Source organism: Spirosoma lituiforme (assembly GCF_054776635.1).
Window position 1 is genome coordinate 1 of record NZ_BAAHBO010000009.1, and the last position, 23995, is coordinate 23995.

Sequence of the window (23995 nt, forward strand, 5' to 3'; positions counted from 1 at the left end):
GATCCCTTTCTGTTCCATATTTTTAATCAGGGTTGCTTCATCAAATCGCTTTGGGGGCTGTCGGTAGGTTTGTTTACCCTGCATTTGATCGACGCGCAGCGTTGTACCAACCGCTACGGGCGAAATAACGGACGCTGCGTCACTTACCTCCTCCTCATCGGCCTCTGTATAGATAGCGCGGTAACCCTCAAAAATTAAGGTACTGGCTTTTGCCTGAAACGTATCAATGGGTTGCCCGGTGCCGATCGTTAGCATGGTCTCCTCGTACTGGGCTGGTTTCATTTGTGAGGCCATGGCCCGCGTATAGATGAGCCGGTATAAGGATTGTTCATCCACGTTATTTCCCGCCGTTTTAACATCCATATGAGTCGGTCGGATCGCTTCATGGGCTTCCTGCGCATCGGCTTTGACGGGAAAGCGCCGGGGCTGAAAATAGGATTCACCGAATTGGCTAATAACCTGCTGTTGAATGGCCTCAACCGCTTCAAGCGAGAGGTTGGGTGAGTCAGTACGCATATACGTAATATGACCCGCTGCGAATAACGCCTGAGCAACCTCCATAACCCGTTTTGCGCCCCATCGGTCATTTCCTTTGGATAGCTTGCGAATGGCTTCCTGTTGCAGTAAGGAGGTAGTGAAAGCCGGACCAGGCTGCCGCAGTACGGGCTTGCTTTGTTTATCCAGCAAGCGCCACAACTTGCCGGTGGCGGTATTTAGATAAGCCTGTAAAACAGGCAATGCGTTCATTTTTTGGATGTCCGCTTCCCCCGACCCTACGTAATTGGCTTTGATTAACTCATGTTTAGGGCTCGTAAAGACAGCCGTGAGCTTGAAGGTGAACTGATCTGTAAACGAAGAGATCGTTTTTTCCCGTTCTACGATTAGCTTTAAAGCAACACTCTGCACGCGGCCTGCTGTTAGATTTTTACCTGTTTTGCGCCGGGCGATATCCGATACTTCATAGCCGGCGATCCTGTCGATGGCACGCCGGGCTTCCTGGGCTTTGACCAGGCTCATGTTGATTGGCCGCCGGCTGTCCAGCGCTGATTTGATAGCTGCTTTAGTAATCTCCTGAAAGGTGGCCCGTTGTGCCTTGTCTGGTGATAGGTTGAGCAATCGGCTCAAATGCCAGGAAATGGCTTCGCCCTCCCGATCAGGATCAGTGGCTAAAATTACATGATCAGCACCCACCTCCCGAACCAGATTCTTTAGGCCACTAACGACTTTTTCCTTATCCCGGCTTACCTGATAGGACATGCTGTAGTTGCGCTCCCGGTTGATGCCTAACTCCTTTTCCGGCAGATCCTGAACGTGACCTACACTGGCGGCTACGTGCCACTGGCCGCTACCATATAATTCATCAAGGTATTGACCTATTTTTTGTTTTTTATTTGGTGACTCAACAATGAGTAGATGCTTAGCCATGAATTAAGAAAAGTAACGGGTTAGAAAATTAGATAGGTAAGCTGTCAACCCGACAAAAAGTACACGGCCATAAAACCCCCATTCATAGGGCCTACCCTGACCATTGGTACCCACGCAAAAGCGAACCGCTATCCAGCTTAGGCCGGTTGCCCAGAGCACACATTGTATCAACCGCCACAACCGTTCGAAAGACCCACCGGCTGTTCTGGTTGCCAGCACGGAGCTGCTCAGGCGTCCAAACCAAAAATGAATGACTAACCCCAGGACTACCAGTAGCAGGAGCTGACTCCATAACGGCCAGTTTCCTATTTCTTGAGTAAACTTATTCATCCTTATGCATCAGTTGATGAGCGGCTTGAAAACAAGGCAGAAACAAGCCTTCTTGTTGATCTGCAATCAGCGTTTGACAGCTTGAAAATTCATAGTCGAATGGGACAATTCCCAAGCTTATAAAGCTGTTGTGGACGGCTAAGGCGTCAATCAAATTCAAATCATCACCGGATTCCATTAGAATGCCAACGTAAGGCATGTCAGGATCTTCGGTATCAATGACATATACGACGCCAACGCTGCCACAGGGATTATGAGGCCCATAATGCGGTTCAGCAAGGGTTACCAGCTGTCCGACTTGCCAAAGCTCAGGCAGCGCATCGGCTTTTTGAGATAAATTAGGAAATTGATCCATCAGTGAGGCAAGAGGTTGAGCAAGGGAGAAACCTTCAAAATGTTTCATAAAGGTATATATTTAAATACTTTTTGACCAAATTTTACGGTCTCTTTTTTATGAAATTTTTGATCAGATTTAGAGCAGTAAACACAAAGGCCAACCCATCTTGATGCCCTTTTAAGAAAGTTGACTTATCTAATTTGCTTTATTAAGCGGTATGCTTCGGCAGAAATGTGGCGAACTGACTGAACAAGTAGGTAAGAGGGGCGAATGATTAAGTTAAGTAGTACTATCTGAACAGATACTTAAATGATCAGCAGGGATCTGCTTTATTCAAGCATAAATACCGGTATACGGTGATGCGTTCGCTCAATGGCTTAATGAGCCGTTTTACAAGGAAGAATGACCTGAGCTGTCCGGGTAAACGGCCCTTGTTATGTCTACAACTAACTAGGCATGATCAATGGGGGGACGCGGTATCTGTTTTCAGCCTAGCCAGGAGCGACTCATATCGACGCACTAAGAAGTGATAAATAACCAGCTCATGCCGCCGTTGTTCCGTGGGGAATAGACGGTTGATGTGCATGTGAATAAGGCTGGTTAGCAGCTCATCTTTAACGACCGTCTGGGGCTTTTGCTGATAGAATAAATTGATTTGATCAAGTGCCGCTTGAAACGCCTGCGAGCGGTGCAGGAAGTCGTCAGTAAGTTGTTGCGCCTGATCGAAGATTGAATCGGCATACTGACGAAATAAAGAATTTAAGCCTTTTTTGACAGATTTCAAACTGCCCTCCTCATGCCAGTAACTGGTTTGATTTCGTTGACAGAATGCAATTTTAGCTTCCAGTGAATAGCGAAAATCGTCTACTAAGTTACTGACCTGTCCTATGGCAAAAGCATAACGCTCGATATCAGATTTGGACGAGTTCTCCTGGGAGGACAAGTAAGTCAAAATCATCAGACTATCCTGGCTGAATACAGTCTCGCAGGCCGCCATCAATTCTGGCGTGTACCGTTCTATCTCACGCTGGTAGGTCTCGATTGAAAAGCGATAAACAAGTGAATCAGGTGTTGAGGGCGTGAAAAATGAATTACAGGCCTCAATAAGTTTACTAATAACACTTGTATCGGATTGAAAACGTATACGAATATGGAAGTCGGGATCGGCAAAGCGAATAAAGAAGAATTGTTGACATAACCCACTTGACAGGAGTTGATTAGTGAAGTCGAACAAGCAGTGCGTCAGAAAATAATCCGCCGCTAATTCACTGAGATAGATTTTGTAATATAACCATGGCCCACCTGGATACACGGTGCGGGCTTCCTGAGTAGTCTGATCGAAGACAACACGCTGCGTAGGATTGCCGGGCGTAGTCGAAAGCCCTTTCAGCGGTATGATCAGTTCAGACACAAAATATCTGTCTTTCTCGACAAGCCAGGGCTGGTAAGAAGCAGGTAACCATTCTGTCAATCGAATGAGCTCGTTTTTATTTAGTTCATCAAGGAGAATCGTTTGACAAGGTGCTGCATCCAGATCCAGAAACAGGGTAAGATCCCGCTCTATGAGCTGCAGGTACTTTGGTAGATTGTATAACCGGCGTATGTGTTGCAGGGTGACTGGGCCGTTCTGTTGAACAGTGGAACGGCGGATTGTCCAGCGTGCGGGTTGAAGAATTAAATTTTTGTAGGTTATTCGGGGCAGTACTGGCTGATCTTTGAAATAGCCCCATCGAACCCCATAGCGATTCGTTTCCAGCTGCTCGATGTATCCCAGGAATTGATAGATATCATCGCCTAACGTAAATTTATGCGCTGTACTAAGCCTAGGCCGTATTCGCTGGCCAGTTGATTTGTTGATGAGGTAGATTTGTTCCGTATGCGTAACGTAAACGCCTAAGTCGTTGAGGCTAATAACTCGATCAGCGGCGACCCCTGCCGGTGTCAGATAAGGTATTTCGTACGATCGTAAGACAGGCCTGGAAACTACATTTCGAGCCCGATTAGGGCTTGGCGGAGCATGTACAACTTCAGCCAGTATTTCATTTGGATACTGGGACTGCTCCCAAGCACACATCTCCTGAACCTGCCGGGTTAACAGGGGATCATTAAGACAAAACCTGCCGAGTAAAAAAGTGGGCGATGAGGTGGTTCCCGCATTAATCGAGAAATGCCAATGACTGGTCGGTAGAGGGTTGACCAAATCCTCTACGCTTTCTTTTGCTACGGGTGGTTGCTGATACAACTCGCCAAACAAATAAAAACTTGGCGGTAATGGCCGCTTGGGCTGATCTTCTAAAAGCGGGATGATATCCTCTTCGGTTAACGAAATTTCCATGTGCCCCGTTAACGAAAAGCGCTCGTAGATCAATTTAACAAGGTTTGAGGGGGTTTCGGAGGCTTCGTTGGCCGGTGATGCAAACGGAATTTGTTTTAACAGACTCGTACTTGCTTCCGACTGGACATGAAAGCCTAAACCGTATTCGGGATCGAGGGCCGTGAGCAAATCGACCGTTGCATCCTGATAACGTTCCCTAAATTTGCGAATAAAGTTGGCTATTGGAAACTCCCTCTTATTTTGAATTAATGGGAGAATCAGGGAAAACTGCTCGGCCAGCTGATGAACGAGTTGCTGGTTAAGCGATAACTGATCGGGAGTGAATACCAGATCCGTCTGGATCATTGACCCCGCGTATTCGGCAGGACTGCTTTGTGGATGGCCATTGATTTTTTTAAGCTTCTTTTGAGTGGCCTCTAAGCCCTCCAGTGTTTGATCCTGACTCATCAGATCGTTACTGATGGTCACTAATTCCCGAAGCAGCGGAGAAACTACCTGTTTTGTCTGATCCAGATGGGTCAATCTACTAATCCAACTTGGACCAGTTACCGGCATCATTAATGAGTTCGATAGAAATTGACTGTCAATTAATTGATTTACAAATACTTCAGCCTCCTGCTGGTCTTCCAAGTCGAATAGGGCCAGTAATGACTGGAAACTAAGGTAAGTTTCTTGGGTTAGTTTCTCAACGATTAGGCTTAATTCCGCTGTTACCGCGTAGGAGGTTAGTATAATCCTGAAGCCCGTTGATTCTGGAACGGATTGTGAAAATCGAAACTCTTCCTCTACCTGATAGAGGCTGTTATTGAGCGAATAAAGTAGCTGTTTGCGTACAAATGGTTCCTGCAGGATAATCTCACTAGCACTGGTGAGTAACGTGGCATCTGGTCGACTGACTACCCGCCACGGATGGCTACCCAATGTAAAAGCGTTTTGCTTGTCAACGCGGCCTAGCCCGGCCCCAGCGAATAAGCCGAAAGGAGTCGCTCGTGAATACGAGCGAAGGATGTACCGCCAAAGCGCTTTTAGGGTAGGTGAAGAAAGCTGTTGCTGATGAGCCTGCGAAAGCCAGGCTTCGTACAGGTCCGGACTTGCTAGAAACAACCCTTTTTGATTCCAGGGCTCCTTTAGCCAGTCGGTGATAAGGGGCAAGTAGTCTTGCGACTGATTCGCTTGTATTTGATCAAGACGATTAATTAAATCGCTTAGTGAATGGGTAGCCGCTCTAACGACAAAAAAAGAATGGTCACCAACTTCATTTTTTACCATAACCCTAAAAAAAATAAACCCAGCCCGTTATCAGGTGGGTTCATTAAAAAGGAGAACAAATCTCGTTAGTCACCACCGGTAGTGGTGGTAATGCTGCCTCCTGTGTTACCACCACCGGTCGAGCTTTTACCTGCGGATTTCACAACAGCCGGAGTCATCCGTGAGGAAACCTTAATTTCTTTGAGCTGGAAGCGTTTCATAAGGATTGAGTTTATATTAAGATTTTATCATCCAAATTTAAACGCAAATTCACCTTAATTCAAAAGTTTTCGACCACAGTTATCGTTATTGTCGTCATTCGCTTTGAGGAGTCTGCCGGGAGAGCGAGCTGACGCGTTGAAACTTGGCGGGGATTGAGTGAAAATCTGGGGGGTAATGATTTCTGTGCCATGGTTGCTACGAGATAAAGTGATGAGTTTAAAAGTACTTATTTCCTTTTTCAATCCTTAGAATAGGTGGCGAGTGGCAAAGAAATGAGGGTTAAGGGGGTCAGTGGCTCAGTGGTTCAACATCTTTCAGTTGACTTTTCACGACAGAGCGAGTTTGACTTGCTCCATACAGGATTTGCTGACCGGCAGTTCTTTTCCATTAGATAACAAGACTGAATTGGCGTTTAGCTTTTGCACATGATCCGTATTTACCATGAACTGACGATGGATACGTAAAAATGGCGATGGTAGATTATTCCCAATCGAGGTGAGTGTAGTCCGGGGGGTTAGTGGTTTAGTTGGTGCCGAACGGCGATTAACCTTCACATAGTTGTCCCAGGATTCTATGTAAAAAATATCTTCAAAGGGTACTCGGAACAGTTCATAATTTGTCCGGATCAAAACAAGCTTTTTGTCGTTCTCTGCCCACAATACCTTTTCCGTAGCCTCCTGACCCGCCAGCGCATGCATTAAGCGCATGCGGTTTTCTACTTTGCTGATGGCTCCCTCGAACTTATCGAAGAAAATAGGTTTTTGCAGGAAATCAATCACTTCCAGTTCGTAGCCTTTCAAGGCAAACTCAACATGGGCTGAAGTAACGACCACCAGTGGCCGGGGCGTGGGTAAGGTTTTGAGAAAATCATAGCCGTTTTTACCTGGCAGATTAATGTCTAGAAAGATAAAATCAGGCTTTGTTTTGTCAATTAAGCTCCGAGCCTCAACGGCATTGAAAGCTGTACCGACTAATTCAAGCGTAGCAATCATTTCAATGTGTTCGCTTAGAATCTTCTGAGCCAGAGGCTCATCTTCGACAATCAGACACTTAATTCGTTTCGAATTCATAGTTAACTACGCTTGATTGATGAAGTGGAATTTCTAATTGAACATGATAGATATCGGCTTGCTCGTCAATGGTGCACTTGTATTGGTCGGGTTGAAATAACAGGTTAAGCCGTTGTCTGGCGTTGTAAAGTCCCAATCCACCCGCGTCTTTGCGGGTGGATGCGTTCTCGCTACTAACCGAATTTTTAATGTCCAAGCGCAGCAGAGCGGGGTTTTCCAGTATCTCAATCTTTATATCGATCCATCCGTCGTGGTAGCTTTTATGGATACCATGTTTAAAAGCGTTTTCAATGAAGGTCAAGAGCAGTAAAGGCGGTACCAACTGACCATCGGCGTTACCATGTCGGACAAAACTGATCACGCTTGGATCACGGAGTCGGCTTTGTTCAATCTCCACGTAATTCTGAAGAAACAGCAATTCTTCTTTCAGCTCGACGAAATTATTGTGGGTTCGGTATAGCGTATACCGTAAATAATCAATCAATCGACGCAACAGTAAGGCGGCTTCGCTGTTGGTTCGGTGAATGAGGGCATACAGGTTATTGAGTACATTGAACAGAAAATGAGGGTTAATCTGATCCTGCAGATATTTAAGCTGATTTCGGGCTAGCTTCTGATTCTGATCGTATTTCTTTATGTTATCAACTCCCCAGGTGGTTAGCCAGCGTATAAGTCGCAATTGACAGGGAAGCAGTAGATAGGATAGATTAAACGCCCAGATAAAGCCCTGGGCACCCTGAGAACGAAGAAAAGCGAAAGGCCCCAGATCCAAGACATACTTCGCATTTCGTTCGATAAAGCCGGGAACTGGCTTAAAATGGGTGACAGCATACCCGAATATATAATAGTCATACACATTGAAGAGCAGAAAGACCAGGAAAAAAGAGCTGATCAGAAAAGCAATTCTTCGCCAGAGCACTTTCCGGGTGGCATAGTAATAGATCAGCACTTTTAAAAGTGATGGTAAGACGAGATACCCTACTATATAATAGGTAACTATAGTGGTCACGAGGTGGCTCATGAACATGAACCGATGTAAGCCCGGGTCCACCGGAAGCTCAGGCCGAAGCTTAAGCATCCGGTAAAAATCATTGTAATTCTCATAACAGTTCCAAAGCCAGTACAGCACGTGAATAGCAATGCGCTGAGGGGTTATCTTCCGGCCGATGGTCAGTTGCTGAATGAATTCCGGGTTAAGATTTTCTGGGTTATCTTTAGATGAAAAAAGGGACATACCTATATGTAGCTAATGACCGACCGATGAATAAACCAAAAACTCTTTACTCAGTTTTATTTCTTCATGCCTTCCTGACTATCTTTTTCACAAATTGCACTATGATGCGTGCGGTTGGTCAGTCTACTCCAGCACTTCCGGTTTCTCTAACAATAGCTGGCCAGCTTACCTCCGAGACCAAACAACCCGTTATCCAAGCGACGGTTTCTCTGCTACAGGTCGATTCTTCCCTTATCCTGACGGCGCAAAGCGATTCAAGTGGTTACTTTCGAATCAATGTCGTTCATAATGGTGCCTATCTGGTACGAATAACGCACGTTGGACTTCAATCTATATTCCAACCTGTTGTTTCAAGCGATTCGACCAGTAGCGCCCCTCTGGCCTTCACCATGCAGCCTAAGGCATTAAACTTAGCTGAAGTATCAGTAAAACAAAAGCGGCCATTCATTGAATTACTAGGTGACCGAACGCTGCTGAATGTCGAAGACAATCCACTGTACTCGGGCGGAACGACTCTTGATCTACTGAGCCTGGCACCCCGGCTGTCTATCGACGTTATCAATCGAAAAGTGGCCATTGACGATAAACCGGGGGTTGTGCTTTATCAGGATAACCGGCAAGTCTATATACCTTCCGAACGGATTGTAGCTTACTTACAAAGCCTGCCGGCCAACTCCATCTCACGGATCGAGATATTAACAAATCCATCCGCTCGCTATGATGCAAACTCGGGTGGAGTCATCTTATTATTTACCAAAAACTTTTATCAACAGGGAACAAGTCTGGACCTTGACCTTACAGGTGGATTTGGCCGGTATATTAAAGCGAATGCATCCGTTGGCGTGTCAGTCCAGAAAACAAAATTGTCTGGTAAATTCCTTTACAATCCATCTTATCGACCAACGTATTTTAGTTGGAATACGTACCAGACGGTACCTGCTGGCCAGTATGCAGAGTCCGGCTATTCATCGGGTAATCAACTAAACAAGGAAGACATCAGTGCTCATTTGTTTCGCACGAATTGGGATCTCAAGCTGACCAAGCAGCAAACCATTGGGGCTGTGCTTATGCTTAACCAGATTAGTGATACGCAGAATCCATCGTCTTCTCTGGAGTACCAGCTGGCCTCGCCTTCGGCCAGACTGACCAAGATCAATTCAATCTCTCAACTGCGCTCTCGGCAACTCAATCTATCCGCTAATGTGAATTACCAGTTTACTTTTTCGAAACCCCAAACGTTTCTGACAATTGATATTGATGCAGCCCAGTATACTGACAATTCCCGATCCCGGGCTGATTACACTCTTTTGCCGGATCAGCCAAGGCCTAGTGAATCACTGGTGATTGACTATCCGAATACCATCCGGTTTAAAACAGCTAAGGCAGATTTTACGACGGCAATATTTCAGAAGGGTACGCTGGAGACCGGCGTCAAATACAGTGCTATCACTTTACAAAATCAACCCGATCTTCTTAAAGCTACGCCAGGTTTTGATTCACTTAAAAGTTCTTTGATCCGGGCATTTCATTACGATGAATTTACTTCAGCGGCGTATAGTTCGGTGAGCTACCAGTGGTCGGGCATTTCCGTACGGGCTGGTTTACGTCTTGAGCATACCCACTATGAGGCTCAGGTTAATAACCGGTTGGAGGTGATACGGGATTACACAAATTTATTTCCTACAGTTAGTATCCAGTATACCAACAAACAAAATTTCAAATACACCCTCAACTTTAATCGCCGAATTGTTCGACCTGCTTTTGACGTCCTTAACCCATCTTATATATTTTATAACCCGTTGACGCTTTACACCGGCAATCCACTTCTTTTGCCTCAGTTATCCAGTAGTTTTCAGCTTGGCCTAATTACCCCGAAACGGTTGTCGCTCTCCCTTTCCTATAATCATAGTCGGAATCGTATTACTGAGATACTCTTCCGAAACGACACCACATCAGCTGCTATTTTGAACTATTATATAAATTTTGACTGGGAAAAGAGAATGTCGCTGGTGTTATCAATACCGGTGAAAATACGCCCATTCTGGCAGGTCCAAGCAACGATGACGGGTTTGATGAGCCGCTTTTATTCCACCTTTGAACGTGTGCCCATTACCACATCACAGCCCACGGTTGTGGTTAAACTCTTGAATACGTTCAGCATGGGCAAGTTGTCGGCAACTCTCGCTTTCACGGGTCGAAATACAGCTTTAATCGGGTATCTAAAATATAAACCGATCTGGTACCTTGATGCCGGCTTACAATACTCGATTAATAATAATTCCAGCCTCAAAATGTCAGCCACTGACATCTTCCATACGTTACTTTTACAGAACTATGGGAATTACTTGAATACATCCGTTGCTTTTTACCATAAATCCGAAACCCAGCAGCTCCTTGTTAGCTACGCGCTACGGTTTGGTCATACCAAAGCCAAACCGGTTAATGAACGCGAATTCGGATCTGAGTCTGAACAGCAGCGGTTGGGAGGAAAACGCTAACAGTCCGAACATGCCCTTTAACGCTTCATTGAAAGTATTAGCTTTTATGGCTTTATATCAACCGAAATTGCCAACACTCTTGGCTTTCTTGCTTCTTTGTTTTCCCTTCGTCAGCCACGCCCAAACGCCTTCCTTTATCTCTGACAGCTTGGATCGTTACGTTCAGAAAGGCATGCAGAATTGGCAAATACCTTCGATGGCCGTCGGCATCGTTCAAGATGGAAAAATCATTATTTCAAAGGGGTACGGGGTAAGAGAACTGGGAACAGCCAAGCAGGTTGACGAAAATACGCTGTTTCCCATTGCGTCTAATACTAAGCTCTTCGTAGCTACTGCTTTCGCTCACCTGGCTCATCAGAAAAAGCTTAACCTGGATGACCCCGTCGTTAACTACCTGCCATCCTTTAAAATGTATGATGCCCAGGTTACCCCACTCTTATCAATCCGGGACTTATTATCCCATCGGCTTGGGCTTGCCGGTCACAAAGCTGATTTTGTCGCTTGGAATACTAGTTATAGCCGGTCGCAGCTCACGCAAAAACTTGCCCAGCTAAAGCCGGACTTTCCCTTTCGCCAGCAGTTTGGTTATTCAAATTTAGGCTATGTGGCAGCCGGTGAAGTGATGGCATCCATTACAGGGAATACCTGGGAGCATGAGGTCGATAACTTGTTGCTAAAACCTCTCGGTATGCAACGAACCTATTTTGATCTGACAACGATCAGGGATTCCAATGTAGCTAAACCCTATTCCACCTGCTGTACTACATCCGATCAACCGATTACACTACCCTATGACTCGCTTGGCAGTATTGGTGCGGCAACGGGGATGGTGTCTTGTTTGAAGGATATGAACACGTGGATGCTGATGCAACTTGACAGTGGACGCTACCAGCAAAAGTCTGTTGTGCCATGGGAAACGATTGCCGCTACCCGACAGCCTAATACGATTGCCAGCACTTCACCTATTCCCGGTTTTCCAATTGAAAGTCAATTCTACGCTTTGGGAGTTAGCCTTCTTTACTACGCAGGCCATCAGGTTTTTCTGCATACTGGAACAAGCTTCGGCTACCGAAGTGCTTATTGCATTGTACCCGATAAAAAAGTAGCGTTCTTTATATTTTCCTCGAATGATCTTAATACTTTTTACGAGGCATTACTTTTTCAACTACTAGACAGCTATTTAGGACAACCTTACACCAACCGGGCTGACTACTTTTTTAAAGGCTACCAACGCCGGCAGCACAATGCGAAAGAGATACTTACCATGCTTGATAAACGTGTCTCGGCCGCTAAACAACCCCCTTTCTCCATCAATTCACTTAAAGGCACGTATCATAACCCATTATACGGTAATCTCACCATCACAACCCTGGGCACTGGGAAAGGAAAAACGAATATCTTGGTTCGCTTTGAACATCACCCGTCCTTAACGGCTCAACTGGACTATATGGATGGCAATGAGTTTAGGATGACTTTTTCAAATGTGCATTTTGGCATTACACCCGCCACTATTTCTGTATCGCTCTCCGGAGTGGTGAATGGAATAGCGTTCGCTCCTTCTGATTTCTTGGATGACGACGTGTATAAGTTCACAAAAAAATAAAGTCCAGAGCCCCTTAATGGCGGCTATGGACTTGTACGAGGATCATACCAGTAGAACGAACTTAAGTCACTTCTACTAATCATCCTGGCTTCCGATTTCATCCAGTAATTGATTCCAATCCTCATCATCGTCATCTGATAGATCAGAATTTACATCGGCTAATTCCCTGAATCCAATAAAGTTGAGTTGGCCTTCCAGCCAGCAACGGGTTGATTCAGGAGACATGAGTTGACCTTCCTGGTTCACATTGATCCAGATGGCCCGGCCATAATAAACCGCACCCGTTCCAAGCCATTGCCAGCCAGGTGGCAATGGGGGTTGAGTCAGGACATCCCCATTCATGATCGCCCGATCACCGCACGGATGATGAAGAAAAAAACCAATCTCTACGGTACCGATCCAACGGCTAATATCCGACAGGGAATCGGTTAGCTCGATTGGATATACCGACTCAAGGTAAGGATCGATTAGCCAGGCGGAAAATAAAGGCTGCATAGTCGCGGACGTTTTACAGGTTACTTGACGGGTATAAAAGTAACGATGAGCGGCAATTACCTGGTGAATAAAGGCCCTAAACGAACTTAACGCGCAGTCGAAAATGTAACTAGGTTTCGTAATTGTATCGGTACACCGATTACGAGCGTCGTATTCGATTTGTTGATACCGGCTTATCGGTAAGCACCGCTGGCTTCACATGTTCTTTAGGGTCGACGGGCTTACCCGGAGGAGGGGCGGTTTGTGAATTTGGCGGCACCGTCGCTGGTGTTTCTTTCCGAATTCGCTTGGCGCCATCTTTTGGTAATTCATTATTGACCGCTCCCTTCTCATATTGATGCAGCGGTAATCCTGTTGGTCCAACCTTCACCGTTGATTTTTGATTGGCGAGGGCAGCCGGGTCGTTTTTGAATTGAGACTGCAATTTTACTAGCCACTCGGGTTGAAGCGTGATGGGGTCATGTTGCCGGTTCTCAGGTCGGTTAGCCCTTATTTTATCAATTTCCTGCTGAATCTTATCGGCTTTTACTTTTAAGTCATCATTAAAATCTTTCTCCACCGAGCGGTTCACGTAAAAGTGATTGTCCGTTAGCCGGATTTCTTTGGTTAGGTTTTCCGCCCGGATCAACATAGGTCTGTTATTGGGAATATCAACAGTAATTTCCGTATCACCCAAATACGTTTTCCCCACTTTTACTTTAGCTTTCGTCTCGTCAACTAAATGGCCCTGATTCATAACCGAACCAATTCGCTGGGCAAGCTCCTCGGGCGATTTACCCGGCGGGGATTCCACGCCCTTAGGTAAGGTTAACCGTAACTGATTTGGATTGCCTGTCTTTTGATTGCCCTCCGTCATATACGCCTGCCAGGCCTGGTCCGGTTGACCAGGTAGTTTCAAGCTACCCATGTATTGAATATTAAAGCGTATCCCCGAGAAGTCATTATCGTTAGCTAAGATGAACCGTTCGGGTTTTATGGTATCAATGATTTTTTGTAACGTGGGCAGTTGCAGACCACCGGGCTGCCCCCCTGTCGATACATAAAGCCGGTCGCCAGCTTGACGGGGCGGGTGTAGCTGGTAGTGAGAGAGGGCGTCGATGGGGTTTTCGGTAATGACAATTTCCCGGGGTTTTACGCCTGGAATAACGTTGGATAACCAAACACTATCGTGTTTGGGAGAGACGAGCATATTATGACTGGCATTGCGCGTGTTGAGAGTCACGATGTGTTCCATATTACGCATCGGGAAGGCCGTGTTGGTGCCGGTATAGCCGTTTTTCGTCTCAAACGGGCGTTGCACAATCTGGCCTTTGAATTCTGGCGCATCGATGGTCTTGTCCTCAATATGACGACTATATAGCCAATTGCGTTGTTGCAAGGGCTCGATGTTAAGCAGTCGGGCCGTTGTGGTTTCATCCAGCTGACGAATGTCTTTCAAGCCAATGGGCCGGATCGACTCATGGGAGGTGTAAACATTACCTACCATGGGGCTAAGGTGAGCATGTAACTGTTTCCAACCATCCCGACTGCCCAGATCCAGGTTTAATTTATTGGATACCATGTTAATGATCGTTCCCCGGTCGCGGTTATCCTGAAACGATTTATAGGCATAATGTCCGGTTTCCTGTACCCGGTGCACGGTGATCTTTCGCCCGGTGGATTCCTCTTCCAGAGCCGCCCAGTTTTTACCGTGTTTCCCCTTAATCGGCTGCCAGCCCTGATCAATGAGATAAGTCACTAAATTGATATCCGATTTATACCGATTGGTGAGTGAACGCTCCTCGGCAACCCGACGATCGTAAGCATCTTGGCGGTTGGTACGTTTGGCTTCCTGCGGTTGAGTTGACATAGCGATTCAATTTATAACAGGGGAAAAAGGACGGGACGAAGGCCTTACGGACGAGGTCCTTTGGGAGGCTTCACGTCTGTTTTGGGTTTACTAACTTTAGCCTTGGCTGTTTTCGCCTCTACATCGGGCTTCACCTGGGCCGGTTTGGTCGTTTGCTCCCCTTGTTTAGTCACCGATGCCGTCTTCAGTTGCTGCTGGGCTGAGTGTGGGATGGGGCGGGCAGCTGTCTGGAGATCAGTGCCGCTGGGGGGTAGGTCATTTTTTTTGTTCAGCGTCTTCATTAAATCAAGGTGCAGTAGACGTTGAACGGATTCGGGTGTTTGCTGAAGGACAGGAAGGAGCGGTTGATTTTTTCCAATCGCTTTATCCAGTTGCTGACTGAGCTGAAGTAACGCTTCAGCCTCCGTTTTTGTGGCCATGATTGGCAGGGCAAACAACTTGCCGGTTTCGGGAGCCTGGGCAAGCTGGGGAAGTTTTATCGATAATACGTATTTGGCTTTTTCGGCCTGCGGGATGACCAACACTTCAACCCCATTCGGGTAAGCTTGCGTTGTTTGCCTTATTCCCTTTCCGGCGTAACTTAAACTATCCAGTAGTGGCGTAGCCGAAGTAGATCGTTCAGCAGCTTGTGAGGTAACCAACTGGCTAGTTTTCGGGGTTTGTTCCAGTTTGGGCGGCTTGATGCGTTCAAACTTAAACCCGCTCCTAGAGGCTGCCAGACGGACAAAGGCCGAAAACGTCTGGTCATCTTTTTTCATGTTATTGATGCGGATCGAGTATCCTTCCCGTAACCGCTCTTTGGCGGACGGATCAATGGGTACGCCCAACAACTTGTCCGGTATCGGAAATTTATCGGTGTTAATCACCGTCATTTTTTGCGTTTCCGGATTAATGCCAATGATGCCTCTAAAGGGTGTACCAGACGATGGGTCGATGAGTTGAACGGCGCGCCCCATATCGCCGTACCGCTGGAGATTTTCCTTATCTGTGGGACTAAATTGGTGGCCCAGGTAATTATCTCTCAGCTGCAGCCGCGCCTGCACATGCATTACGTTGATCGATAAACCCCGCGTTGGATGATTAATGACGCTGAGCTTGGCGGCATCGCCATCCTTCAATGGAATGATGTTGGTTTGTTTACCGTCCAGTAATTTCTTTATCTCAAGGCCGACCGGTGCGGAAACTAAATTAGACGATAAGTCCAGGTGAGCGGCTAGAACTGGACGCATCTGTTCTATCGTATAGCGTTTACCTATCAACGTAGATACATCAATTGGAGAGGTGTTCTCGACGGTGCTATCCATTCATTTAATATTTTGTATATAACGTGAAATTACAAGCTCACTCGTTTATAATAGCGTTTTATACCCGTTTCTTACCGTATCCCGCTTTAGCCGAGGCAATGGGCTCAGTCTGTTTCGTATTTTTATCCGTCTTTGCTACGGGCTCATTTTGGCGTGCGGGGCTTGGCGGGGTAGCCGTACGCGCGGGCGTTCTTCCCTCCGACAACGATGAAAATTTTTGATCAGCTCGCTTAATTTCCTCCGCTGTCGCGGTTTTTTTGGGTGGCAATACGACCCCACTCTGTTCCTTTCGATAATCCAGAATTTCCATTTTAGCCTGCGCCCTTGGACTTTTCAATTCCTGGCCATGGGGGATACGGTTTAAGGGCCTCCATTCAACCGGTGAGTCACTTACCTTATTGACCCGAATCATATCCTGATAGGTTAATGCGCCCGCAGGTTTGCGAACGATTTGGCCTTTTTCATCCTTGGCCGATACGATCGTTTTCTTCCATTGTTCGTCGGCCGCCTGACGAGCAACCTGTTTAGGCGTCAACTCAGCGGGTTGTGGCGCATTTCGTTGCGTATCTCGTTTTACTTGGAGGGCGTTGAGAGCCGCCTGGTTGACAGGCGTAAATTTCAACCCTCGTTTATGGGCGGCTACCTGCACGTCGGCGGTAAAGGGCTTGCCATCCAGACCCGTCATGTTTTTTACCCGGATGACTCCGTGGTTTTTCAGCGTCTGCTGCTGTTTGTCCGTAATGGGCACGTTGCGTAGAACGGTTGGTGGTACGAATCGTTCTTGCCGAAAGACGGTCAGCCGATTTGTCTGGGGATCATAGCCCACCAATCCCATAAACTGTTGATTGGTCTCTTTATCCGTCAACGGGACGGGACGGCCTAATTCACCAGTTCGTTGCAGCCGGATGTGATCTTCGTGCGTGAGCTGGTAGCCCAAAAAGCGGGGGGCCGGCGTTCGCTCTAGTTGCCGGGGAATCAGTTCAACGCGGGGACCTTTCCCCGGATCGTCATAGACAAATAAACGGCCCTGAACCGGGGTAGTGGTTCCGTTGCTATCCGTTTGATTCAGGGTTAGGCTGGACGTACGACGGGCATTTAATAGCTCGCGCATATCCTCGGGCGATAAGCTTTCCTTTTGAATACCCAGCGGTTTAAGCTGCATTTCCAGTTGCTCCCAGGTGAAGCGGTTGCCGGTTTCCAGCGGACGCGGATTAACGGGCTTTTCGACCCTGTTTAAGCTGTTATAATCTGTAGAAGCCATAGTGTCGGTATTGATTGAAATCTTAAGAGTGACGGCGAACCGTGGGTTGTTTAGGCCGGTCCGCCGGTGCGGCTGATTTAACGGCGTTGGTTGGCCCTTTTTTCTCGTTGGTCGAGTCCGAATTCTGCCGCGCGTTACCAGCCGGTTTTTGCTCAAGATTACCCGTCTGGTTTTGCGTTATTCGGGTCGCTCCATTTTTTGAAACAACGCTGGTATCCGTTTGGGTCTGGGGCTGGAAGCGGGCTTTGGCTTTCTCCAATTCATGAGGCTTGGCTTCCTGTAGGCGAATGCCACCGATAGGCGGATTTCTTTCCAGTTTCGTCAGTAATCGGGCCTGTTCCGACGGTGATAACAAGGTGTTGTCTTGCGGTTTCATCGTAAGGGGCAAGTATGCCTTTGAAACCCCATCCTTTTTGACCGCAATGGAATCCGAGTAAGTCAGTTCTTTAACTTTTTTACGCTGTTCAAGTCCATCCCCCGTTTTTACGTCGAGGGTTGTATTGAGCCACTTTTGATTGTTCTCTGGCGTCAGCGATTTGAGATAAATCACAAAACCCTGATTCGGCTTATCCCCACTTGCCGGCTGAGGTTGCAAAGGGCCTTGTTTGATGTTCTGCGGGATCGTTTCCCGCTGCTTTTTGCCGATACGATCCAGTCGAAACTGCCCCTCCACCGCCGAGAATTGTAGCGTTGCCGCATAGGGCTTTTTATTCTCATCTAGCAACCCCGTTAACTTGATTTGTTTACCGTCGCGCAGCAGCTCCTGTTGCTGGGTGGTCAATGGCTGACCCTTAACCTCAGCGGGCACTTTTATGGATTCTTTATCAATGGTCCGCAGTAGTTTAGCTACCGGATCATAGCCGACCAGAACTTCCCGTTTGGTAGCGGTTTGAGCATCCGTGTACTCAACGGGTCGGTTAGCCATGCCTGTCCTTTGCAACCGCATAATGTCCTCTGTATATAAGTTAAGCCCCTTCGGGACAGACAATGAGGTTTTGAGTTGGGGTGGCTCAATGTGAACCTGGGGCCCTTTACCTGGAATCTCAATGAGCAGCAGTTTTCCCTGGGCTGGGGCTACTATACCGTTTCTGTCCTTTATGGTGAAGGATACGTTCGGGTGCGTAGCATAGCCATCCAGTAATAATGCTTTGTTCAACGGATCAATTGATTTTTCTGAAATGCCCAGTTTATCCATCTGGGGCTTGATCTGTTCCCAGCTGTAGCGCTTTTCCTGGTTCACGTAGGCGGCCTGCTGCCGAAATGTTTCAGGTACAATGGGTTGGGTCGTGGCTTGTTTATCTGAGGCCTGGCTATGAGCCGTTGCCGCGGATACGGTTGGCTGATGAGCTGCCGTCGACTTGAGTCCATCCGTAGCTAATACCCGTGCCGGCGAATTGGTAACAGCAGTTGTAGTACTAGTTTCTGAAGGTCTGGTTTGCTGACGCGACTCCAACCGGTCGAGCAGTTTTATAGCCAGCTTGTCCAAAAAATGATCCATTATCCGGGACACCATCGATTTTGGCCCAGCTTCTGGTGCTGTGGTCTGGCCGTACTGACGGGTAGTAGTATCCACGCTTACTGGCGGTCCAGGCCGCTCTGAATCGACTTGTTGAGACCGGGAATTGGGGCTTGCCGTTGGTTTTGGGTCAATCGGTTGATTGGCCGTCACTTTCTGAACGTCGGCCTGGTTGATTCCCGCGGGACGCGTTCGCCGTTCGAGTTCCCGAATTAATTCCTCCAGTGACAGCTGATTGGCTTTCGATGAACCATCCGGCGTAGTTGGCTCGTCGGTTGGCTTCCGCTTGAAACCAAAGTTCTCTCCCTTAAACAGTTTGTCCATCAGGTCCTGAACAATTTTGTAATTATTCAGAAAATTGGACACCATACCCCCTTCAGTTAATTTCAATTGAAGGATTTTCGTTAATAAACCCCCTGATGATTCTCCTTCGTCAGCTACCCGTTTGGCCGGTGCCGGATTGGGCCCTTTTTCGCCGGGCATAGGCAATGATGCATCCCCTTCCGCTACTGAACGACCAGGTAGGGCGGGCGATTTTACCGAATCAAAAGCAACATTAGCGGGCTTTACGGTTGTTTCCTTAGCATCCTGATCCGTTGGAGTATTTATCGACCGTTTTTGATCCTGAACAGGTTCCGTTGAGTCGAACGCTTTTTTAAGGCGCTCTAACAAATCAATGTTCTTTACCGCTTCACCCGGTGGTGGTAAGGTTAGCGGCGTTTCGCCCGATTGATGATTTCGAACCACATTCATCAAACTAACCATGTCAATCGGCGTACTAGGTCCGTGGTGTACTACGGCTGGAAACTGTTGCGTTGTTTCTTTCAACTCCATCAAGTAATCCGTAACCCGCTGCTGCACCTCAGGCTGTCTGGTCGTATCTAACTTTTCGACCAATTGATGCATTTGCTGCCGAGTCGTATTTTCGTTGAAAATCGCTCGGGATATTTCCTCATTGCTTAAATAGTTATCGCCTTCTAGGTACTGTCGTAATTGACGAGCGTGGGCCGGCAATGCCAAACTCATTTCTGTTGTTTGAATACCCTCTGCGATCCCTAACTGCGTGGCATCGGACCGGCTCCGTTCACTGGCCATGTCAACGCGCCAGCTTTGTGCATCCATTGGCAGTAGTCCTTGATCCTTCAGCCCCTGACGAATCGGCTCGTCCACTAAACCCGGTAATTCAATACTCCGGGTGTACAGGAGTTCGAACTGGGGATACATCTCCCCCTTACGGGCTACAGTCGTATCAACGACTGCCTCACTAACCGGCTTTAGCGCATGGGCTGGTATTTCCCCTGCGTAATCGTTTAGGTAGCCAGTTATTGAGGCCGGAATCTGACCCCGTTGAAGGCCCTGCTGTTCAGCATCAGATAAGGGATTTTGCTGCTGCTGAATGCGTTGCTGGCGAAATGGCTCCAGCAATTCCTGCATGATCGGGTCCTGGGTGTAAAGCACGGTTCGTAGATCATCGGACGGCCGGGCATCCAGGGGCTTTCCCACGGCGGCGGCGCGTTCCTGGGCGGCCATATCATTGTTGATGATCGTAGCCAAGGGAACGTAGAGATTGGCCGGTAGTCGATTGTCATTTTCTTGCCGATAGGTTAAAATCGGCTGGGGCAATTGGCCCCGCTGGGCAAAAGCCGACAGCTCAGCAACCGTCAGGTCAAGGGCAGGTTCTGTAACGGGTTGAGGTTGCATCTTGGATCAGTACGTTAAGTGATTTATGCAAAAAAATGGTCAGTATCTAATCAAGATGTAATAATACAATACAGAAAGTTGGATAACTTTGGGAATGAAAATCATTTTTTTTTCGGTCACGTTTCGCCGCTTATGACTTACTCGCTCAGAACTTTCATTTTTTGCTTTTGTATCAGTTGCGGAGGGGTATTGGGCCCGGCTCAGGCTCAGGTCATTTTTAAAGTGGATTCACCCATTAAGCGCCATCAGCCCCTGATGCCTCAGCCTCAAGAAGCCCTCGAATTTGCGCTCCCTATGGTGGATGAGGTGGACTCATCGGCCAATCCAATACCTGAGCAAAACGCCATGGTTAACTCCCCAAAGCGGGATAGTCTTAGTGGATACGGGAAGCGATTATCCCCTCCCTTAAATCGTCCGGTTAACCCCAAACAATCATTTTTGGTAACCTACATGGGTAGCCCCCTGAAAAGCGATACCAGTTCTCAAAGTCGGTATCGATTAGCGCCTATTGAGTATACTGCTGCCGATTCAAGTAAACGGTATCGCTTGGACAATCGGACACTGGCCCCTCGACGGTTTGTCGATCAGGATTCGATTATGGTTGCGGTTTTGGAGGATTCCTTACGGCGTATCCGTCAACAACTGATACCTCTTGGTCAGACAGATAAAGCGTCGGCTCAATCAGCCTTTGATTTATACCGGTCCATTCCATCCATATTACCCGTTCGACTTCGCTCTTATGAAGACTTCCGGATTTCATCTGCGTACGGACTACGCGTTCATCCCATCAGTGGTCGCTTACAGAATCATGCCGGTATTGATTTACCTCAACCTCGCTTTACGGCGGTGTATGCGACGGCCGATGGCGTTGTTGACCGGGTTGTCTGGCAACCAGCCGGGATGGGGCTGGCTGTTTATATTGTTCACCCCTCCGGGTATCAAACCGGCTACGGTCACCTCGAAGACCATTCGGTACTCGTGGGAGAGGTTGTTCGCCGGGGACAAGTAATTGGCCGGGTTGGATCGACAGGCTTAGCCACGGGGCCACACCTTCATTACACCGTTTTAGCGGGTACCCAACCTGTTAATCCGGCTTCATACTGTTTTTTGTTACTCAATGCGTTAGACGAATCTAAATCCAGCGTTTCCCGTTCCGGCCGGTCATCCGTTTATCAACGGAGAAAGTAGTATAAAGGCTCTTTTTCGACAGACCGAAAAGGCATTCCTACCGGATAAATTAAGCCGTCGGTATGTTAAAGTGGCGACAAGTACCTTTCGGGCTACCCCGTTCCGAATGCTGAATAAAAAAGGCACTTGACTAGTCAAGTGCCTCTCTGAACAGGTTTAGCTTAGGGGTTAATTATCCACGGCGTATTCATCGTTTACTGCGTCATACTCCTCTGTATCCTCATAGGTGGCTTCTTCATTGGCAGCTTCTCCCGTTAAATAGTTGGGATCAGCAGTGCGCAGATCCCGTAGCAAATGACTGTTCGGTCCCTGACGAATAGCGTCTAATTCTGTTTTGATCAGATTCGTTACCTCGATCTTCACTTGTTTAAACTGCTCGTTCATCATGTCCTGCACCTGTTTGTCACTCAGGTTTTCGTAGGCTTTAAGGGCCGGTATCTCGGGGAGCTTACTTAGCTCTTCGATCATTTCTTTATCGACGACGATCTGCGCATGAAATATTTTTTGCTTGATGGTTGCGTCAAAGTTGTCCGCTATCGATCCGACAAACCACCCCTGGGACAGGTTGCTGATTTTACTTTCGGGAATGACCGAATCCATGGCCGTCGAAAAATTAGTTGTTGTTTCTTTCTCGGTCACGTTAAAGCTTTGACGCTGCTGTACGTTTTTACCGAAACGACTCGATAGATTTTTGGCCGTTTCTCCGACAACCTGTCCACTGAATATGTTGCCAATCGTGTTAAAAATTGCTTTTGCTTCTTTATCTCCGTAATCCCGTATAAGCTGAGTCAAATCCTGTAACCCTAATAAGGTAGACACTTTATTAGAACGAGCCGTGGCAATCAGGTTATCCAACCCTCGCATATAAATAGTGGGTAGCTCATCAACGATGATGGAGCTTTTCAGTCGGCCTTTGCGGTTTACAAGCTTAATAAGGCGGGCATTGTAGAGCCCCAGGGCTGCTCCGTAGACCGACTGGCGGTCAGGATTATTACCAACACAAAGAATTTTGGGAGCATCGGGATTATTAATGTCCAGGGAGAAATCATTGCCGGTCATCACCCAGTAGAGGCTGGGAGACGCCATGCGCGATAAGGGAATTCGCGCCGATGCAATTTGACCTTCTAACTGCTCTTTTGCCCCGTTTTTTAAGGCGCTGAAGAACGGCTGAATTAAATTCTCAAGTTCAGTCTCAGCCGCCATTAAGGGAAATATCTCTTCATAATCGTGATTGGCGAATTCAATAATGTGCGGAAACGTACAGTAATTGATATGATCCGCAACCCCTAGCTTTCCCCGCTCCGATTCAGGAAGTGTGTCTAAAAAAACCTCAACCTGACGGTCATTGAACCGTTTCATGTACCAGATGCAGGACATCAGAAATGTTATCGGTGACTCGACAAAGAAGTCGCCCTGCTTTTGTAACCAGCTTTTATTCAGATTCAGCAGGATAGTAGCACTAGCCTCCTGGGCATCAATGATGTCAGTCATAAGACGGGGTAAGAGTGGATTACACCGATGAGAGCGACGGGGGTCGTCAAAATTGATCGTGTAAAACCGGGGTACTTTGCCGTACATCTTCTTATATACATCCTGATGTTTGAGTAAGTAGAAATAAGCGATGCGCGATAAGTCGGGAAATTTGAAGTCGTAGATAAACATCGTAAATCCTTTTTGTATCTGCTGGCGAATGTAATTATTGACTACGGCAAAGGATTTCCCGGAACCAGGCGTTCCCAGGACCATCGCCGCCCGAAATACGTTGACAACATTAATCCACCCCTTGTAAAGCTTTTTTTTGTAGGTGAACAGGGTGGGGATGTTTACGGAATATTCATTGTCGACCAACTCTGTTTCTTGCATGAAGCTCTCGTTCTCTTCATTGAACGGGTCATCGCCCATTTTTAAATTGATGATACTGTCGGCAATGCCCGCCGCCTTGATCAGGGTTAAATAACCCGACACGGTTGATAGGACGTATAACAGGTTAATTGTATTGTAGCTTAGAGTCCGAAGAGTCAACAGCAGTGCGCTCCCAAAGTAGAGGAGAATACCAATCAGTCCGTACAGAAAGGCATCGTTCCAGGTTGCCGTAATATTCTTTTTGGACTTATTCCCCAGTACATAGACAAGTAATAAAAACAGCGCTGCCAGCTTGGAATACCACACTTGCTCAAATATGTGCGTCGAACTGTTCAAGGAGCGAATGAACCGATCCAGTAAGCCCAGGGGTATCCCTAACTGCTGAAAAACGTTGTTACAGAAAACATAAAAATGAAATAAGAGGACTGCATACCCCATAAACATGATGGTGTTCAGGATACCTCTGTACTCTTTGTCCTGTTCTTGTGAATTAGCCATGACGATAAGACTTGTTTT

At 47.2% G+C, this 23995-nt stretch carries 15 protein-coding genes; 3 read left to right on the top strand and 12 right to left on the bottom strand.

Annotated elements, in window-relative coordinates; all coding sequences use genetic code 11:
- The 6 genes from ACYU87_RS23430 to ACYU87_RS23455 all read right to left on the bottom strand — a co-directional run.
- A partial coding sequence (locus tag ACYU87_RS23430) for a type IA DNA topoisomerase (protein WP_461136543.1) occupies positions 1-1425 on the bottom strand: 1425 nt, incomplete at its 3' end.
- A 322-nt stretch (positions 1426-1747) separates the two neighbouring features.
- Positions 1748-2158, bottom strand: coding sequence for a hypothetical protein (locus ACYU87_RS23435; RefSeq protein ID WP_297369770.1), 411 nt, complete (start codon positions 2156-2158; stop codon positions 1748-1750).
- 394 nt (positions 2159-2552) lie between these two features.
- Complete coding sequence (locus ACYU87_RS23440; protein WP_461136544.1) at positions 2553-5696, bottom strand: lantibiotic dehydratase; 3144 nt, start codon at positions 5694-5696, stop codon at positions 2553-2555.
- A 65-nt stretch (positions 5697-5761) separates the two neighbouring features.
- Positions 5762-5896, bottom strand: a complete 135-nt coding sequence (locus tag ACYU87_RS23445) for a hypothetical protein (RefSeq protein ID WP_297369764.1) — start codon at positions 5894-5896, stop codon at positions 5762-5764.
- A gap of 327 nt (positions 5897-6223) precedes the next feature.
- A complete protein-coding gene (locus ACYU87_RS23450; RefSeq protein ID WP_297369761.1) occupies positions 6224-6967 on the bottom strand; it encodes a LytR/AlgR family response regulator transcription factor in 744 nt (247 codons plus the stop codon).
- A complete protein-coding gene (locus ACYU87_RS23455) occupies positions 6948-8201 on the bottom strand; it encodes a sensor histidine kinase (RefSeq protein ID WP_297369757.1) in 1254 nt (417 codons plus the stop codon). Before ACYU87_RS23455 ends, ACYU87_RS23450 begins: the two co-directional genes overlap by 20 nt.
- Before the next feature lie 101 nt (positions 8202-8302).
- Here ACYU87_RS23455 and ACYU87_RS23460 point away from each other — a divergent pair, with 101 nt between their 5' ends.
- Positions 8303-10699 (top strand): outer membrane beta-barrel protein, encoded by a 2397-nt coding sequence (locus tag ACYU87_RS23460; protein WP_461136545.1) that lies wholly within the window; start codon positions 8303-8305, stop codon positions 10697-10699.
- A 10-nt stretch (positions 10700-10709) separates the two neighbouring features.
- Positions 10710-12302 (top strand): serine hydrolase domain-containing protein, encoded by a 1593-nt coding sequence (locus ACYU87_RS23465; protein ID WP_297369752.1) that lies wholly within the window; start codon positions 10710-10712, stop codon positions 12300-12302.
- A gap of 75 nt (positions 12303-12377) precedes the next feature.
- Here the strand turns inward: ACYU87_RS23465 and ACYU87_RS23470 are convergent, their stop codons facing one another.
- From ACYU87_RS23470 to ACYU87_RS23490, 5 genes are all read right to left on the bottom strand, one after another.
- Positions 12378-12797 carry a hypothetical protein gene (locus ACYU87_RS23470; protein WP_297369749.1) on the bottom strand — a complete coding sequence of 140 codons (420 nt, stop codon included), beginning with the start codon at positions 12795-12797 and terminating at the stop codon, positions 12378-12380.
- Between the two features lie 139 nt (positions 12798-12936).
- Positions 12937-14646: a toprim domain-containing protein gene (locus ACYU87_RS23475; protein ID WP_461116914.1), complete on the bottom strand. Its 1710-nt coding sequence runs from the start codon at positions 14644-14646 to the stop codon at positions 12937-12939.
- Between the two features lie 44 nt (positions 14647-14690).
- Positions 14691-15875: a DUF3945 domain-containing protein gene (locus ACYU87_RS23480; protein WP_297369745.1), complete on the bottom strand. Its 1185-nt coding sequence runs from the start codon at positions 15873-15875 to the stop codon at positions 14691-14693.
- A 133-nt stretch (positions 15876-16008) separates the two neighbouring features.
- Positions 16009-17211 carry a DUF3945 domain-containing protein gene (locus ACYU87_RS23485; protein ID WP_297369743.1) on the bottom strand — a complete coding sequence of 401 codons (1203 nt, stop codon included), beginning with the start codon at positions 17209-17211 and terminating at the stop codon, positions 16009-16011.
- Positions 17212-17233: 22 nt separating this feature from the next.
- Positions 17234-20428: a DUF3945 domain-containing protein gene (locus tag ACYU87_RS23490; RefSeq protein ID WP_461073742.1), complete on the bottom strand. Its 3195-nt coding sequence runs from the start codon at positions 20426-20428 to the stop codon at positions 17234-17236.
- A gap of 255 nt (positions 20429-20683) precedes the next feature.
- Here ACYU87_RS23490 and ACYU87_RS23495 point away from each other — a divergent pair, with 255 nt between their 5' ends.
- A complete protein-coding gene (locus tag ACYU87_RS23495; protein ID WP_461116915.1) occupies positions 20684-21616 on the top strand; it encodes a M23 family metallopeptidase in 933 nt (310 codons plus the stop codon).
- 168 nt (positions 21617-21784) lie between these two features.
- Here ACYU87_RS23495 and ACYU87_RS23500 read toward each other — a convergent pair whose 3' ends face one another.
- Positions 21785-23977, bottom strand: a complete 2193-nt coding sequence (locus ACYU87_RS23500) for a YWFCY domain-containing protein (RefSeq protein WP_461116916.1) — start codon at positions 23975-23977, stop codon at positions 21785-21787.
- Positions 23978-23995: the final 18 nt, after the last annotated feature.

Coding starts and splice junctions, on each gene's coding strand:
- ACYU87_RS23465 (WP_297369752.1), top strand. CDS start 10,710: ATGCCCTTTAACGCTTCATTGAAAGTATTAGCTTTTATGGCTTTATAT.
- ACYU87_RS23485 (WP_297369743.1), bottom strand. CDS start 17,211: ATGGCTTCTACAGATTATAACAGCTTAAACAGGGTCGAAAAGCCCGTT.
- ACYU87_RS23495 (WP_461116915.1), top strand. CDS start 20,684: ATGCCTCAGCCTCAAGAAGCCCTCGAATTTGCGCTCCCTATGGTGGAT.
- ACYU87_RS23440 (WP_461136544.1), bottom strand. CDS start 5,696: ATGGTAAAAAATGAAGTTGGTGACCATTCTTTTTTTGTCGTTAGAGCG.
- ACYU87_RS23500 (WP_461116916.1), bottom strand. CDS start 23,977: ATGGCTAATTCACAAGAACAGGACAAAGAGTACAGAGGTATCCTGAAC.
- ACYU87_RS23445 (WP_297369764.1), bottom strand. CDS start 5,896: ATGAAACGCTTCCAGCTCAAAGAAATTAAGGTTTCCTCACGGATGACT.
- ACYU87_RS23455 (WP_297369757.1), bottom strand. CDS start 8,201: ATGTCCCTTTTTTCATCTAAAGATAACCCAGAAAATCTTAACCCGGAA.
- ACYU87_RS23490 (WP_461073742.1), bottom strand. CDS start 20,428: ATGCAACCTCAACCCGTTACAGAACCTGCCCTTGACCTGACGGTTGCT.
- ACYU87_RS23450 (WP_297369761.1), bottom strand. CDS start 6,967: ATGAATTCGAAACGAATTAAGTGTCTGATTGTCGAAGATGAGCCTCTG.
- ACYU87_RS23470 (WP_297369749.1), bottom strand. CDS start 12,797: ATGCAGCCTTTATTTTCCGCCTGGCTAATCGATCCTTACCTTGAGTCG.
- ACYU87_RS23460 (WP_461136545.1), top strand. CDS start 8,303: ATGATGCGTGCGGTTGGTCAGTCTACTCCAGCACTTCCGGTTTCTCTA.
- ACYU87_RS23480 (WP_297369745.1), bottom strand. CDS start 15,875: ATGCGTCCAGTTCTAGCCGCTCACCTGGACTTATCGTCTAATTTAGTT.
- ACYU87_RS23435 (WP_297369770.1), bottom strand. CDS start 2,158: ATGAAACATTTTGAAGGTTTCTCCCTTGCTCAACCTCTTGCCTCACTG.
- ACYU87_RS23475 (WP_461116914.1), bottom strand. CDS start 14,646: ATGTCAACTCAACCGCAGGAAGCCAAACGTACCAACCGCCAAGATGCT.